This is a genomic window from Streptomyces sp. NPDC006235, assembly GCF_040613735.1.
Taxonomy (GTDB): Bacteria; Actinomycetota; Actinomycetes; order Streptomycetales; family Streptomycetaceae; genus Streptomyces.
This window is the reverse complement of sequence record NZ_JBEXSR010000069.1, coordinates 12462-27652: the sequence shown is the minus strand read 5'-3', so window position 1 is coordinate 27652 and position 15191 is coordinate 12462. Positions and strand designations below refer to the sequence as shown.

The 15191-nt window shown below is 72.7% G+C and carries 11 protein-coding genes; 1 reads left to right on the top strand and 10 read right to left on the bottom strand.

Features of this window, described 5'->3' with window-relative positions; genetic code table 11:
* Window positions 1–137: 137 nt before the first annotated feature.
* The 5 genes from ABZ192_RS41035 to ABZ192_RS41015 all read right to left on the bottom strand — a co-directional run bounded on the left by ABZ192_RS41035 (window position 138) and on the right by ABZ192_RS41015 (window position 4096).
* On the bottom strand, window positions 138–356 hold the full coding sequence (locus ABZ192_RS41035) for a hypothetical protein (protein WP_356929560.1): 219 nt from the start codon (window positions 354–356) through the stop codon (window positions 138–140).
* Window positions 357–546: 190 nt separating this feature from the next.
* On the bottom strand, window positions 547–870 hold the full coding sequence (locus ABZ192_RS41030) for a hypothetical protein (RefSeq protein ID WP_356929559.1): 324 nt from the start codon (window positions 868–870) through the stop codon (window positions 547–549).
* Entirely contained in the window at window positions 867–1235 is a 369-nt protein-coding gene (locus tag ABZ192_RS41025; protein WP_010047663.1) for a WhiB family transcriptional regulator, read from the bottom strand. The genes ABZ192_RS41030 and ABZ192_RS41025 overlap by 4 nt, the downstream gene beginning before the upstream one ends.
* A 174-nt stretch (window positions 1236–1409) precedes the next feature.
* Window positions 1410–1736: a hypothetical protein gene (locus ABZ192_RS41020; protein WP_356929558.1), complete on the bottom strand. Its 327-nt coding sequence runs from the start codon at window positions 1734–1736 to the stop codon at window positions 1410–1412.
* 164 nt (window positions 1737–1900) lie between these two features.
* Complete coding sequence (locus ABZ192_RS41015) at window positions 1901–4096, bottom strand: ATP-dependent DNA helicase UvrD2 (RefSeq protein WP_356929557.1); 2196 nt, start codon at window positions 4094–4096, stop codon at window positions 1901–1903.
* 185 nt (window positions 4097–4281) lie between these two features.
* On the opposite strand from ABZ192_RS41015, the gene ABZ192_RS41010 reads away from it, so the two are divergent.
* Window positions 4282–4524 carry a mycoredoxin gene (locus ABZ192_RS41010; RefSeq protein WP_004983675.1) on the top strand — a complete coding sequence of 81 codons (243 nt, stop codon included), beginning with the start codon at window positions 4282–4284 and terminating at the stop codon, window positions 4522–4524.
* A 264-nt stretch (window positions 4525–4788) separates the two neighbouring features.
* On the opposite strand, the gene nudC is transcribed toward ABZ192_RS41010, so the two are convergent.
* From nudC to ABZ192_RS40985, 5 genes are all read right to left on the bottom strand, one after another.
* A complete protein-coding gene (gene nudC, locus ABZ192_RS41005) occupies window positions 4789–5733 on the bottom strand; it encodes an NAD(+) diphosphatase (protein WP_355846298.1) in 945 nt (314 codons plus the stop codon).
* 165 nt (window positions 5734–5898) lie between these two features.
* A complete protein-coding gene (locus ABZ192_RS41000; RefSeq protein WP_356929556.1) occupies window positions 5899–7302 on the bottom strand; it encodes a dipeptidase in 1404 nt (467 codons plus the stop codon).
* Between the two features lie 10 nt (window positions 7303–7312).
* Window positions 7313–10894, bottom strand: a complete 3582-nt coding sequence (locus ABZ192_RS40995; protein WP_356929555.1) for an ATP-dependent DNA helicase — start codon at window positions 10892–10894, stop codon at window positions 7313–7315.
* A gap of 92 nt (window positions 10895–10986) precedes the next feature.
* Entirely contained in the window at window positions 10987–14343 is a 3357-nt protein-coding gene (locus ABZ192_RS40990; RefSeq protein WP_356929554.1) for an ATP-dependent DNA helicase, read from the bottom strand.
* 284 nt (window positions 14344–14627) lie between these two features.
* Window positions 14628–15050, bottom strand: a complete 423-nt coding sequence (locus tag ABZ192_RS40985; RefSeq protein ID WP_356929553.1) for an MGMT family protein — start codon at window positions 15048–15050, stop codon at window positions 14628–14630.
* Between the last annotated feature and the right edge of the window lie 141 nt (window positions 15051–15191).

The following is a 15191-nucleotide window of genomic DNA, read 5'->3' as shown; positions in this document are numbered from 1 at the left end:
GATGAGCGACCACAGTTCGTCCGACACGATCCATGGCCGCGACTGACGTTTCCCCACGCCTCGACCAACGAGCAGACAAGCCGACGGTCACTTGAACAACAACTTCTGTTAGGACCTCTCAGCGGGCAGCCCGCTCTTCACCACCAGTCCGAGTCCAGGCGCCCCTCGATCGACCTGAGGTTCTCCCGGGAGCAGGTCTGGCAGAAGTAGCGGCGGTCGCCGTTCTCGACGGAGCAGGTCCAGGTCAGTGGCGGCCCGTCGGCCAGAGTGCCGGCCGACGTGCCGCAGCGGTCGCACACGAGCGGCTGAGGCTCCGCTGCGGAGCTGTCGTCACCGTCTCCGGGAGGACTCGTCACCCGGCGACGATATCGCCGTGCCCCACGGCCGCGGTGCGCGACGCGGGGCTCGTCCGCCGTCCGCGCCCAGCCCAGCCGGGTCGCGCGGTGTACAACGCACCACGGGGGCCGGTCCGTTCGGCACGGACCGGCCCCCGCGGGGAGAGCTCGGCCTCTCGGGCTCGGGAGGCACCGCTTCTGGTGAGGTCGGTTACTGCATGACCGCCATGGCGAGCGCCCGGCGGGCACGCCGTGAGGCGCGCTCCGCCCTGCGCTGCATCCGGCGGGCGGTCGCCAGGCGCACGGCCGGGCGTTCCCGCTCCGCCTCTTGCAGTCGCTCGTGCATATGCGCACGGGCCATGGCTTCTGGGATGAGTTGCATCTCTCGGGTCCTGTTCTGACGCGAGTCCTTCGCGCCGGTGGTGGTGAAGTCTCGGGTCGCGGAGCCTGCGGGCTCGTCAGTGGACGGCTTCATCGGGGCCTGCTTCTGGGGGTCGTTCGTGAGGGGGCGGTCGATCGTTCCTGCGGTGTTCATGCCGTAACCGGGTTCTTGCGCGGGCGGCCACGCGGCCGCTTCCGGGCGACGACGACACCCTGCACGAACAGCTCGCCACCCCAGACGCCCCAGGGCTCGCGCCGCTCCTTGGCGCCGGCGAGGCAGGCCTCGACCAACGGGCAGGTGCGGCAGAGGGACTTGGCGTACTCGACGTCCGCGGGCGACTCGGCGAAGAAGACCTCCGGGTCGTAAGAACGGCACGGGACGGGCACGCCGAGGTTCTCGATGGCGTCGTCGAGCGCGGTGAGCGCGGTGAGCGGGGTCAAGGCGGAGTCCTCCGTGGAGCCGGGCTTGGGGATCGTTTCGGAAGGCGGTACGGACGGGGCGTGCGCTTCGAGTTGCACGGTTCGTCTTCCTCGTCTGGTCGTTCCGGCCTGTTGGCCGGGGGGCGGCTGGTACCGGGTTCTTTTCTTGTCCCGAGGCTCCTTCGGTCCGTCGTCCCTGTTCAGGGACAAACAGAAGGGCCGCGGATCCCGGATGGGGTTCCGCGGCCCTGAAGGCGCCGGCCTGATCGGCGATCAGGCTGGATCACTCCAGGGTTCTGGCCCACGGAAGGCCCACATCTGGTGGTGCTGCGTCGTCTGCTTCCGGAATCCGGCACCGGTCGCCGTAAAGGCATAGGCCTGCGCCTGTGCCACTACTGCCGCTTCCAGTGCCTCGGTCGGTCGCTCATTGCGCTCACGGACGGGAAGGCCCACGGGAGCAACGGAGGAGGACGCCGGACGCGCGGCACGAATGCCGGACAGACCGGTGCCCAGGTTCGAAACGCCGAGCATGCACGCGGAGACGGCCGAGCGATCGGTCATTTTCACGATGCTGACGGAGCTGGTGTTGATGCTGATCACTGGACTCGCCTCCTCTCGGCGTCTCGGGGGACTGGGTGAACCAGTCCTGCGGATATGCAAGTACAACACGGAATCAGGGCCTCCGAGAAGGCCGCTGCTCTCGTGCCTAAGAACCTATGGGGATTGCTGGGGCATGCGCAAACTATTTTTTCGACGAGTTCGTGTCAGTCCTGATCTGCGTCCCCTCCGGTGTACTGGCCTGCGCAGATGGCCAGTACGTCGGCTCCGTAGCGATTGAGCTTGCGCATCCCCACTCCCGGGATGCGCGCCAGCTCGTGCTCGTCGTCCGGCGCGGTCTCGGCAATGGCCATCAGGGTCCTGTCGGTGAAGACGCAGAAGGCGGGCTGACCACTGCGTCGCGCCTGTTCGGCTCGCCACTCGCGCAGCTGCTCGTAGAGACCCTCGTTCATGTCGGAGGGGCAGTCGTCGCAGCGCATCAGCTTCATTTCGCCCGCGTCGGTCAGCGTGCGGCCGCAGACTCGGCAGCGGGCGGGCGTTCGCTGCACTCGCCTCGGGGCGGAACCCCTGGTTCCGGGGGTTCCGCGCTCGATGCCGCCCGTACTGCCGGCGGCGGAACGGGCGCTGGTGGCCGTCGAACCAGGGCGCAACCCGTCGAGGAAACGGCTGGGGCGGCGGTTGGGGCGGCCTCCGGGGGAACGGGACAGGGCCCAGGAGACGTGGAGGCGTTCCCGCGCGCGGGTGACGCCGACGTACAGGAGGCGGCGCTCCTCCTCGATCTGTTCGTCGGTCTTGGCGTAGGTGATCGGCATCATGCCCTCGGCCACGCCGACCAGGAAGACGACGTCCCACTCCAGGCCCTTGGCCGAGTGCAGGGAGGCGAGGGTGACGCCCTGCACGGTGGGGGCGTGCTGGGCGTTCGCCCGTTCGTCCAGCTCGGCGACGAGGTCCGCGAGGGTGGCGCCGGGTTTGGCGGCGGTGAAGTCCTGGGCGAGGTTCACCAGGGCGGCCAGGGACTCCCAGCGTTCTCTCACGGCGCCGGAGCCGGCCGGTGGCCGTGGTGTCCAGCCCTCCCCCGACAGCACGGCGCGCACCTGGGAGGGCAGGTCGACGGCGTCGTCCAGAAGGGAGTCGTTGCCGCCGAAGCGGGCCGCGCCGCGCAGGGCGACGCTCGCCTTGCGCACCTCCGGGCGGTCGAAGAACCGCTCGGCGCCGCGCAGCTGGTAGGGCACCCCGGCGTCGGCGAGGGCCTGCTCGTAGGTCTCGGACTGCGCGTTCGTCCGGAACAGGATGGCGATCTCGGCGGCCGGGACGCCCGCGTCGATGAGCTCGCGGATGCGCCGGGCCGCGCCCTCGGCCTCGGCGGGCTCGTCCGTGTACTCGGTGTAGACCGGCTCGGGCCCCGGGGCGCGCTGGGAGACGAGCTCCAGGCGGTGGTCGGCGGCGCGGCCCTTCGCCTGGGCGAGCAGTCCGTTGGCGAGGTGGACGACCTGGGGGGTGGAGCGGTAGTCGCGGACCAGCTTGACGACCGTGGCGCCCGGATGCCGGCTGCGGAAGTCGAGCAGATGGTCCGGCGTCGCTCCCGTGAAGGAGTAGATCGTCTGGCTGGCGTCGCCGACGACGCACAGGCTGTCCCGGTCGCCCAGCCACAATTCCAGCAGGCGCTGCTGGAGGGGGCTGACGTCCTGGTACTCGTCGACCACGAAGTGCTGGTACTGGGCGCGGACCTGCTCGGCGATGTCGTGCCGGTCCTGCAGGACGGCCACGGTCAGCAGCAGCACGTCCTCGAAGTCGATGACGGAGCGCTCGCGCTTGACGTCCTCGTAGGCGGCGTAGAGCTGGGCGATCTCGGCGGGGTCGCGGGGGGTCTCGCGGCCCGCCTTGGCGGCGGCGGGCGCGTAGTCGGCGGGCACGGTCTGGGTGACCTTGGACCACTCGATCTCGGCGGTGACGTCCCTCAGCTCACCCCGGTCGAGGCGGATGCGGCAGGCGGCGGCCGCGTCGGCGACGAGCTGGACCTTGCGGTCGACGAGCCGGGGCATGGAGCCGCCGATCGCTTTCGGCCAGAAGTACTGGAGCTGGCGCAGTGCCGCGGAGTGGAACGTGCGCGCCTGGACGCCGGCGGCGCCGAGCTGGCGCAGCCGGCCCCGCATCTCCCCGGCGGCGCGGTTGGTGAACGTGACGGCGAGCACGCTGGAGGGCTGGAGGAGACCGGCGCGCACTCCGTAGGCGATGCGGTGGGTGATCGCCCGGGTCTTGCCCGTGCCGGCGCCCGCCAGGACGCACACCGGACCGTGCAGGGCCGTGGCCACCTCGCGCTGCTCGGGGTCGAGCCCTTCGAGGACCGCGTCGGGGGTGTCCGGTACCTGCGGGAACAGGGTGGAGTGCGTTGCTGCTGTCACACGGCCATGCTGCCAGGTCGCGCGAAACGGCTGTGCCGGTTGTCCACAGGCGGGCACTGATAGTCGTACGAATGCGGCAGGCGTCACGTCCGGCGGGGCACGGGCCGCGGGAATGGTGGCCCGTGCGCGTACGTTCCACCTCTGCGACCCACCCGTCCCCGAGCCACCGAAGGAGCACGAGAGACATGCCGGGCACTGTGACGATGTACAGCACCACGTGGTGCGGCTACTGCCGTCGGCTGAAGAGCCAGATGGACCGCGAGGGCATCGCGTACACCGAGATCAACATCGAGCAGGACCCGGAGTCCGCCGCGTTCGTGGAGAAGGCGAATGGCGGAAACCAGACGGTGCCCACCGTTCTGTTCCCGGACGGCTCCACTCTCACCAACCCGTCGCTGGCTCAGGTGAAGCAGAAGATCGGCGCCTAGTCGCCGTGCGGTTGTGCCGGGAAGGCGGTTCCTGAGGTGTCTCAGGGGCCGCCTTCCCGTCGTGTGTCCCCTGGTTTGTCCCACACCAAGACGTAACGCCACAGCAGCGTGCGGCGGAAGGCGCATCCGGGCAGCAGCCGTCGGGCCGCCTGCGGTTGGCGGCCCGTGAGCGAGGAAGTCCGCCTCCAGGTATCAGCGTTGCCGGGCACACACGCCTGCTCGCGGGCGAGTCCCCCGTACGGGGCGGGCACCCGGGCGCCCCCGTCAGGCGGCGCTTCTCGTCGGCAGCGGCTTGCCGTACCAGAGCTCTATCAGGCGGGCCGCGATCGAGATGCCGTACGGCGGGAGCACCTCGCCGGACTCGAAGGCGGCGCGCAGTTCGTCGCGGGAGAACCAGCGGGCCTCGTGGATCTCGTCGCCGTCGACGTCTATCTCGGTCGAGGTGGCGCGGGCCAGGAAACCCAGCATGAGGCTGGACGGGAAGGGCCAGGGCTGGCTGGCGACGTACTCGACCTGGCCGACGGTGATACCGACCTCCTCGTGGACCTCGCGGCGCACCGACTGCTCGATGGACTCGCCGGGCTCGACGAAACCGGCGAGCGTCGAGAAGCGGCCTTCGGGCCAGTGCACTTGGCGGCCGAGCAGGATGCGGTCGTCCTCGTCGGTCACGGCCATGATCACGGCCGGGTCCGTGCGCGGGTAGTGCTCCGCGCCGCAGGCCTGGCAGCGGCGGATGTGGCCGGCCGCGGCGATGACGGTGCGCTCGCCGCAGCGCGAGCAGAAGCGGTGGGTGCGCTGCCAGTTCTCCAGGCCGACCGCGTGCACCATCAGGCCCACGTCCCGGGCCGACAGGAGCAGGCCCGCCTCGCGCAGCCCCGCGGGACGCGCGGACTGGTCCATGCGCCCGGGCAGGGAGTCCTTCTGGAGGGCGAAGTAGCTGACGCCGTCCTCGTCGATGCCGAGGAAGTAGCGGTGGGCCTCGGTGAGGGGGGCCTCGAAGGAGGGCGTCATGACGAGTTCGGTGCGCCCGTCCGCCGTCTCGTCGATGAGGACCTGGCCGCCGGAGACCACGAAGCAGCGCGTGGAGGGGTGGCTCCACGCCGCCGCGAGCCAGGCCTCGTCGAGCCGGTGGTGCGCGGCCCGGTCGATGCCGCTCGGTGCGGTGAGCGAGATGGGTCGGTCGGCGTTTTGGTCGGTCCAGGTGGTCACGGGTGCTTCCAACTCCCCGGGGGAACTGTCGGGTTCGGCGGGCTGATCAGCGGGACGTACGGCGGGAGGCGACCGGGTCCGGTGGGAGTGTGCGGGGCGGGGCGGGGCGGGGCAGCCCTTCCAGTGTGCCCCGCGCGCCCTGCCGGTCCGGACGGCGCGGGACGCTCAGGGCGCATGGCGCCAGTGCTCGGCGAGGTCGCCCCACAGGTACGCGGTGGCCTCGACACCTTTGAGCAGCAGGTCGAGTTCCACTTTCTCGTTCGGGGCGTGCCAGCCGTCGGACGGGACGGAGATGCCGAGGAAGAGCACCGGAGCGCCGAGCACGTCCTGGAGGTCCGCCGCCGGTCCGGAGCCGCCCTCGCGCGTGAAGCGGACCGGCTTGCCGAAGGCCCGGCCCATGGCGCGGGCGACCGACTTCAGGGCCGGGTGGTCCAGCGGCGTCACGCACGGGCGCGTGGCCCCGCTGAAGGTGATCTCGCAGCGGATCCCGGCGGGCACCTGCTGCTCGGCCCAGGCCCGGACGGCCTTCTCCACCAGGGCGGGGTCCTGGCCCGCCACCAGCCGGAAGGACAGCTTCACCATGGCGGAGGACGGCACGACGGTCTTGCTGCCGGGGCCCTGGTAGCCGCCGCCGATGCCGTTGACCTCCGCGGTGGGGCGGGCCCAGACACGCTCCAGGGTCGTGTACCCAGCCTCGCCGTGGGTGGCGTACGACCTGGCCGCGCGCAGCCACTGGCGCTCGTCGAAGGGCAGTTCGGCGAAGAGTTCCCGCTCTCGGTCGGTGAGTTCGATCACGCCGTCGTAGAAGCCGGGGATCGCCACGCGCGCGTGCTCGTCGTGCAGGGCGGCGACGAGGCGGGCGGCGGCGGTCGCCGGGTTGGGCACCGCGCCGCCGAAGGAGCCGGAGTGGATGTCCTGGTCGGGTCCGTGCAGCCGTATCTCGCACTCGGCGAGGCCGCGCATGCCGGTGCACACCGTGGGGGTGTCCTCGGACCACATGCCGGTGTCGGAGACGATCACCGCGTCGGCGGCGAGCCGCTCGGCGTGCTGTTCGACGAGGGCCCGGAAGTGCGGCGAGCCGGACTCCTCCTCGCCCTCGATCAGCAGCTTCAGGTGCACCGCCGGTGTGGTGCGGCCGGTGGCGGCGAGGTGGGCGCGGACGCCGAGGGTGTGGAAGAACACCTGGCCCTTGTCGTCGGCCGCCCCGCGCGCGTAGAGGCGGTTGTCGCTGACGACCGGCTCGAAGGGCTCGCTGTCCCAGCCGTCCTCCCGGGCGGCGGGCTGCACGTCGTGATGGCCGTAGACCAGCACCGTGGGCGCCTGCGGGTCGTCGCAGGGCCACTCGGCGAAGACGGCGGGCGCGCCCGGGGTCTGCCAGACCTCGGCCGTCGGGAACCCGGTCTCCTTCAGCTTGGCGGCGAGCCAGTCGGCGCTGCGTCGTACGTCGGGCGCGTGGTCCGGCTGAGCCGACACCGAGGGGATGCGCAGCCACTCGGCGAGGTCGTCGAGGAAGGCGGCGCGGTGCTGCTCGATGTACGTACGGACGACACTGTCCGGGGTCTGGCTCATGGTCACGAGCCTATCGGCCCGCACTGACGTCCTCGGAGTGCGGTTCCTCACCGGACGGCTCCCCGGGGCCGGACAGCTCCCCGGGGCCGGACGGCTCCCCGAGGCCGGACAGCTCCCCGAGCAGCAGCCGCTCCAGCGCGGCCCGGTCCGGCAGGTCGTCCGGCCGTACGACCTCGCCGCTGCGCACGTAGAGGAACGCCGCCATGACCGACTCCAGCGGGACGCCCTGCTGCTCGGCCCAGGCGAGGCGGTAGACGGCGAGCTGGAGCGGGTCGGCGGTGCGGGTGCGGTTCGTCTTCCAGTCGACGATCTCGTACCTCGTCCCCTGGCCGTCGCCCTCCTTGTAGACGGCGTCGATGCGGCCCCGTACGACGCGGCCGGCGATCTCGAGCTGGAAGGGAGCCTCCACCCGGTAGGGCGTGCGGTGCGCGTACACGGTGCGCTCGAAGGCGTCCTTGAGGGCTTCCAGGTCCTGTTCGTCGGCGATCTCGGCGTCATCCCCGGGCAGTTCCCCGGGCTCCAGGAACGGCAGCGTCAGCGCTTCGAAGCGGGCCTCGACCCAGGCGTGGAAGCGGGTGCCGCGGCGGGCGGCGGGCTGGGGCGGGCGGGGCATGGGGCGGGCCAGTTCCTGCGCGAAGCCGTCCGGGTCGGCGGCCAGGCGCAGCAGCTGAGACGCGGTGAGCGACGCGGGCAGGTGGACCTCGGTGACGCTGTCGCGGGCGCGCAGGAGCTCTCCGGTGAGGGCGTCGAGGTCGCGGTCCCAGGAGGCGACGGTGCGGGCTTCCTCGGGGGTGAGGTGGGGGTGTTCCTGCGCCGTCGGGTGTGGGCGCGCAGCGGGGAGTCCGGGGGAGGTCGCCTGGTGCGGGACGGTGGGGCGCTCCACCGGCCGCTCGTCCCCGTCGGCCGGGTCTTGCGCGACGGCGTCGTTCTCGATCGGGTCGTCCTCGATCGGGTCGTCCTCGAAGGGATCGTCGTCGAACGGGTCCGGTTCGTCGTACGGAGGCTCGTCGTCCTCGGGTGGCGGCGGCCACTCCGGGTCGTCGACCCTGTCCGGGTCGTGCGCGGCCGCGGGGAGCCCCTCCTCGTGGGACGCCAGGTCCTCCAGGTGTGCCAGGACGGTCGCTGCGGCCGCGCGGCGGCGGGCCAGGGCCGTCTCGTCCAGGGGCAGGGGCCACACCTGGTCGGCGGTGTCCTGGTGCAGGGCCGGGTTCTCCTCGTCCTCGGCGGGTTCGTCCGCCCAGGCCTCGATCTCGCCGTAACCGGCCGCGCAGTGATCGTGGAGGGCCTGGAGGAACGCGGACGGCCCGCGGCGCTTCTTCTGGGTGGGTCCCCACCAGTGGCCGGAGCCGAGGAGCAGCGAGCGGGGGCGGGTGAAGGTGACGTAGCCGAGGCGGAGTTCCTCGGTGTGCTGGTGGTCCTTCATGGCCTCGTGGAAGGCTCTCAGGCCCTTGGCGTCCCAGGACTCCACGTCGGGCAGGGTGTCTGCGTCGCCGCGGAGCCGGTGCGGCAGGACCTTGCCCTGGGAGGTCCACTTCTCGCGGCCCTGGCTGCTGGGGAAGGTGCCGGTGACCAGCCCGGGGACGACCACGACGTCCCACTCCAGGCCCTTGGACTTGTGGGCGGTGAGCACCTTGACGGTGTTCTCGCCGCCGGGAAGGGCGTTGTCGAGGCCCTTCTCGTACTGCGCGGCGGTGCGCAGGAAGCCGAGGAAGGCGAGCAGGGTGGCCTCGTTGTCGCCGGCGGCGAAGGAGGCGGCGACGTCCAGGAAGTTGGACAGGGTCTCGCGGCGGCGCGCGGCCAGGGCGTGCGGGGACGCCGACAGCTCGACCTCCAGGCCGGTGACGGCGAGGACACGGTGCAGGACGTCCATGAGCGGGTCGGCCAGGGAGCGGCGCAGCTCGCGCAGCTCGGTGGCCAGGCGGGCGAAGCGCACGCGCGCGTCGGGCGAGAACGGCAGTCCGTCGTCGTCCCCGTGGCCGTCCAGCGGCGTCTCCAGGAACGTGTCGAGGGCGTCCGCGAGCGAGATCACCTCGGCCGGGTCGACTCCCTCGACGGCCTCGGCGAGCCGGCGGTCCGGGTCGTCGTCGCCTTCCACACGCGCGTGGGACACCAGGAGCCGGGCGCGCCGCCCCAGCAGGGCGAGGTCACGCGGGCCGATGCGCCAGCGCGGGCCGGTCAGCAGCCGGACCAGGGAGGCGTTGGCGCCGGGGTCCTGGAGGACCTCGCAGACGGCGACGAGGTCGGCGATCTCGGGCAGGTGCAGCAGCCCGGACAGGCCGACCACCTCGACGGGGATGTCCCGGGCGACCAGAGCGCCCTGGATCTCGGCGAAGTCGGTCGCCGTACGGCACAGCACGGCGATCTCACCGGGTGCCGTCCCGGTCCGTACCAGGTGGGCGACGGAGTCGGCGGCCCAGTCGATCTCCTCGGCGTGGGTGGGCAGCAGGGCGCAGCGGACCATGCCGTCGCGTTCGGCGCCGGGGGCCGGGCGGAGGGCCTCCACGCCCGCGTGCAGGGCGCGCAGGGGCTCCGCGAGGCCGTTGGCGAGGTCGAGGAGGCGGCCGCCGCTGCGACGGTTCTCGCTGAGCGCCTGCCGGGTCGCGGGGCGGCCGTCGGCGTGGGCGAAGTGCTCGGGGAAGTCGTCGAGGTTGGCGACGGAGGCGCCGCGCCAGCCGTAGATGGCCTGGCAGGGGTCGCCGACGGCGGTGACGGGGTGGCCGGTGCCCTCGCCGAACAGGCCCGCCAGGAGGACACGTTGGGCGACGGACGTGTCCTGGTACTCGTCGAGCAGGACCACCCGGAACTCGTCGCGCAGGGCGCTGCCCACGTCGGGGATCTTCGCGAGCCGGGCCGAGAGGGCGATCTGGTCGCCGAAGTCGAGCAGGTCCCGCTCGCGCTTGGCGGCCCGGTAGCGGGTGACCAGCTCGGCCAGTTCGCGGCGGGCGGCGGCCGCTTCGGGCACCTTGCGCAGATCGGCGTTGGTGAGCTTGGCGCCGCGCAGGGTCAGCAGCAGTTCGGCGTCGTACGCGCGCAGCGCCTCCGGGCGGACGAGGTGCTCGGAGAGCTCTGCGTCGAGGGCGAGGAGGTCGCCGACCAGGTCCGGGAAGGAACGGGTCAGGGCCGGGTAGGTCCCCGGGGCCTCGCGCAGCACGCGCGCGGCGAGCTGGAAGCGGGTGGCGTCGGCGAGCAGCCGGGACGTGGGCTCGAGGCCGATACGCAGGCCGTGGTCGGCGAGCAGGCGGCCCGCGAAGGCGTGGTACGTGGAGATCACCGGCTCGCCCGGCGGGTTGTCCGGGTCGATGGCGTCCGGGTCGGTGACACCGGCCCGGACGAGCGCCTTGCGGACGCGCTCGGCGAGTTCGGCGGCGGCCTTGTTGGTGAAGGTGAGACCGAGCACCTGCTCGGGTGCGACCTGGCCGGTGCCGACCAGCCACACCACGCGTGCCGCCATCACCGTCGTCTTGCCCGAGCCGGCTCCGGCGACGATCACCTGCGGGGCGGGCGGCGCCGTGATGCAGGCCGTCTGCTCAGGGGTGAACGGGATGCCGAGGAGCTCCTTGAGCTGCTCGGGATCAGTGATACGAGCGGGCACGTCACAGAGGCTAGCGGCGGCCACTGACAGTGGCGGCCGGATCGGCTACCCGGGGCGGAAGATGCGCAGGTCAGCACAGGTGGTGCGATAGATCACTCCACGACATGACGGCCCTCCTGCCGCGCGCTGCACGAGGCCCGGAACGCGCAGTGCGTGCAGTGCTGGCCGGCGGTCGGCGTGAAGCGTTCGTCGAGGACCTTGCCGGCCGCGGTGGCCAGCAGATCGCCGACCCACTCCCCCTCCAGCGGCTCCTGGGCCTGCACCTTGGGCAGGGTCTCGCCGCCGTCGCGCTGGGGGGCGCCCTGGCGCAGATGGACGAGTTCCGCGCCGCCCGGCTCGGGGCGCACCCCGTCGAAGGCGTCGTCGACGGCGCCCTCGCGGACCGCCAGCTGGTAGACGGCGAGCTGCGGGTGGCGCTCCACCTCCTTGCCGGTGGGCGCCTGTTTGCCGGTCTTGAAGTCGACGACGTAGGCACGGCCCTCGCCGTCCGCCTCCACGCGGTCCATCTGGCCGCGGATGCGCACCTGGTAGTCGCCGGCTTCGAGGGTGACGTCGAAGTCGTGCTCGCTGGCCACCGGGGTGCGGCCGGTGCGGTCCATGACGTGCCACTTCAGGAACCGTTCGAGCGCCACGCGCGCGTTGTCCTTCTCCTGGTCCGACTTCCACGGCGCGTCGAAGGCCAGGGCGTTCCACACGGAGTCGAGCCGTTCCATGAGGACGGACAGGTCGGCCGGGGTGTGCCCGGAGGCGACCTCGTCGGCGAGGACGTGCACCACGTTGCCGAAGCCCTGGGCGGCGGTCGCGGGCGCGTCGGCCTTCACCTCGCGGCCCAGGAACCACTGCAGGGCGCAGGTGTTGGCGAGCTGGTCGAGGGCGCTGCCGGAGAGCACGACGGGCTGGTCGCGGTCGCGCAGCGGCACCTTGGACTCGGTCGGCTCGAACATGCCCCACCAGCGGTAGGGGTGCGCGGACGGCACCAAGGGGCGGCCGTCCTCGTCGGCGAGGGCGGCGAGCCGGGCGAGGCGGCGGGCGGCGGCTTCCCGGAGGGCGTCGGAGACACGCGGGTCGACCGTGGTGGCGCGCAGTTCGGCGACGAGTGCCGCGACGGACAGCGGGCGGCGCGGGCGTCCCGTGACGTCCTTGGGTTCGACGCCGAGTTCGGTCAGGAAGCGGGAGGGCTGGTCGCCGTCGTCCGCCGGGGCCTTGACGGCGGTCACGACGAGGCGTTCACGCGCGCGCGTGGCGGCCACGTAGAACAGGCGGCGCTCCTCGGCGAGCAGCGCGCCGGGCGTGAGGGGTTCGGCGAGTCCGTCGCGGCCGATGCGGTCGGCCTCCAGCAGGGAGCCGCGGCGGCGAAGATCCGGCCACAGGCCCTCCTGGACGCCCGCGACGACCACGAGGCGCCATTCCAGGCCCTTGGAGCGGTGCGCGGTCATCAGGCGGACGGCGTCGGGGCGTACGGCACGGCGCGTGAGGGTGTCGGCGGCGATGTCCTCCGCCTCGATCTCCTCCAGGAAGTTGAGGGCGCCCCGTCCGCCGGTGCGCTCCTCGGCACGGGCAGCGGTGGCGAACAGCGCGCAGACGGCGTCCAGATCGCGGTCCGCGTTGCGCCCGGCGGCGCCGCCTCGGCGTGCGGCCCGCTCCAGCCGCGTGGGCCACGGCGTGCCCTCCCACAGGTCCCACAGCGCCTCCTCGGCCGTACCGCCGCCCGCCAGTCGCTCACGGGCCTTGCGCAACAGCGCGCCGAGGCGCTGGGCGCCACGCGCGTACGTGGGGTCGTGCACGGCGAGGCGCTCCGGCTCGGCGAGTGCCTGCGCGAGCAGGACGTCGGACGGCGGCGGGAGCGGGTTGCCCGCCGCCCGCTCCTCGTCGCGCAGGGCCCGGCCGAGGCGGCGCAGGTCGGCGGCGTCCATGCTCGCGAGCGGGGAGGTGAGGAGGGTGAGGGCGGTCTCGGTGTCCAGCCAGCAGGTGTCCGGCTGCGCGGAAGCGGCGTCCTCGGAGGGGGCGTCCCTCTCGGAGTCCTGAGACTCGGCAGGTCCCGTCTCCCAAGCCCCTGCCTCCGCCGCGGCCACCGCCCGCAGCGCCGTCAGCAGCGGTGCCACCGCCGGTTCGTGACGCAGGGGCACGTCGTCACCGTCGATGTCCACGGGGACGCCGGCCGCCGTGAGGGCGCGGCGGACCGTCGGGATGGTGCGGGAGCCGGCGCGCACCAGGACGGCCATCTCAATCCAGGGGACGCCGTCCTCCAGGTGGGCCCTGCGGAGGATGTCGGCGATGTTGTCCAGCTCCGTCCCGGGCGTCGGGTACGTGTACGCCTCGACGCGGCCGCCGTCCCGTACGGGCGCGAGTTCGCGGTGGGCGCGCACCTTCTCGGCGGGCAGGCGGGTCAGCGGCATGCGCTGGGTCAGCAGCCGGGTGGCGGCCAGCAGGGCGGCACCGGAGCGGCGGGACGTGCGCAGCACCGCGACGGGGGCCGGGCGGCCGTCCGCGCGCGGGAAGGCGTGCGGGAAGTCGAGGATGCCGTTCACGTCCGCCCCGCGGAACGCGTAGATCGACTGGTCGGGGTCACCGAAGGCGACGAGCGTGCGGCCACCGCCGGCCAGCGCGTGGAGGAGCCGTACCTGAGCGGGATCCGTGTCCTGGTACTCGTCGACGTAGACGGCGTCGTACCGGGCGGCGAGCCGAGCGGCCACCTCGGGCCGACGGGCGAGGAGCACCGCGCGGTGGACGAGTTCCGCGTAGTCGATCACGCCCTGGAGGTCGAGCACGTCCAGGTACTCGGCGAGGAAGGCGGCCGCGGCACGCCAGTCGGGGCGTCCCGTGCGGCGGGCGAAGGCGTCCAGGGCGTCCGGCCCGAGACCCAGTTCACGGGTGCGGGCGAGGACCGCGCGGACCTCGTCGGCGAAACCACGGGTGGTCAGGCAAGCGCGCAGTTCGTCCGGCCAGCGCACGTGCGCGAGACCGAGCCGCTCCAGGTCCACCTGGCCGGCCAGCAGCTCCCGGACCGAGACGTCCTGCTCGGGGCCGGACAGCAGCCGCAACGGCTCGACGAACAGGTCACTGTCCTGGTGGGCGCGGACCAGGGCGTAGCAGAACGAGTGGAAGGTGGTCGCCTGGGGCGCGTGGGCCGCGCCGCTGCGCAGGGCCATGCGGTCGCGCAGTTCGACGGCCGCCCTGCGGCTGAAGGTGAGCACCAGGACGCGGTCGGGGTCTCCTCCCCGGGCGATGCGCTCGGCCACGGACTCGACGAGTGTGGTGGTCTTGCCCGTGCCCGGACCTGCGAGAACGAGCAGCGGGCCGGTGGTGTGGTCAACCACGGAACGCTGCGCGGCGTCCAAAAGAGGGGGGTCCTGCCGGTCAGGAGGGGTACGTACCAGTCGGTAAGCGCCACGACCCCCCTGCCGTACCCGGGGGTGCGACAGGCCGCTGGTGGAGGAAGAGGAGCTCACGTGGTTCGCCGGTCCTGGTGGAAGTGCTGGTTGGCGGGCCACCGCGCGTGGCGGGCGGTGACCGCGGGGTGACGGGGACGCGTGCAGCCGACGCTACGCCGACGAGTGAGGCGGAAGCAGGGCTTCCCCTTCTTCCCGCCAGTCACCCGAGGCCCTCATGGCACTGGATGCGCTTGCGGCACTCATGTCCCTCATCTCACGAACGTACGTCATCTCGCCGACGTGCCCCGTTTCCCCCGTCCGGATCACGGGTCACACGGAAGGGCGTCCGATGCCGGAAGCTGTCAGGTGTGACCCTCCGCGCGTTCGCCGCCGTCCCAGCGCGCCCGTCTCATGTCGAGGCGCGGCAGATGGCCCTCGGCGGCCCGGCTCGCCTCCTTCAGGGGGGTGCCCTCCGCGCGGTAGTGGCCGAGCGCCCGCTGCTCGTGCCCCGGCAGCAGGACACCGTCCGCGCGGACGACACGCCACCAGGGAACGGCTCCGCCGTAGAGGGCCATCACGCGGCCGACCTGCCGCGGACCGCCCTCCTCCAGCCACTCGGCGACGTCCCCGTATGTCATCACACGGCCCGGCGGGATCATTTCGGCGACGTCCAGGACCCGCTCGGCGTACGCGGGCAGCGCTTCCCCGGGCTCCTCACGGGTGTCGCCGTACCCCGTGCGGGCGCCCCGCGCGCCGGCGTCCTGCGGAAGGCTCTCCTCGCTCATCCGCCCCATCCTGCCCCACCCCACCGACAACGGGACGGGTGTGCTCCGGAGCGTTTTCCTCACCCGGCGGGAGCGCGTCGGGCAGACTGTCCGCCCCCGCATGTGCACCCTGATGCCCCCGTGTGTCGGTGCGGCATGCCA

Coding starts and splice junctions, on each gene's coding strand:
- ABZ192_RS41030 (WP_356929559.1), bottom strand. CDS start 870: ATGAACACCGCAGGAACGATCGACCGCCCCCTCACGAACGACCCCCAG.
- ABZ192_RS41010 (WP_004983675.1), top strand. CDS start 4,282: ATGCCGGGCACTGTGACGATGTACAGCACCACGTGGTGCGGCTACTGC.
- ABZ192_RS41000 (WP_356929556.1), bottom strand. CDS start 7,302: ATGAGCCAGACCCCGGACAGTGTCGTCCGTACGTACATCGAGCAGCAC.
- ABZ192_RS40985 (WP_356929553.1), bottom strand. CDS start 15,050: ATGAGCGAGGAGAGCCTTCCGCAGGACGCCGGCGCGCGGGGCGCCCGC.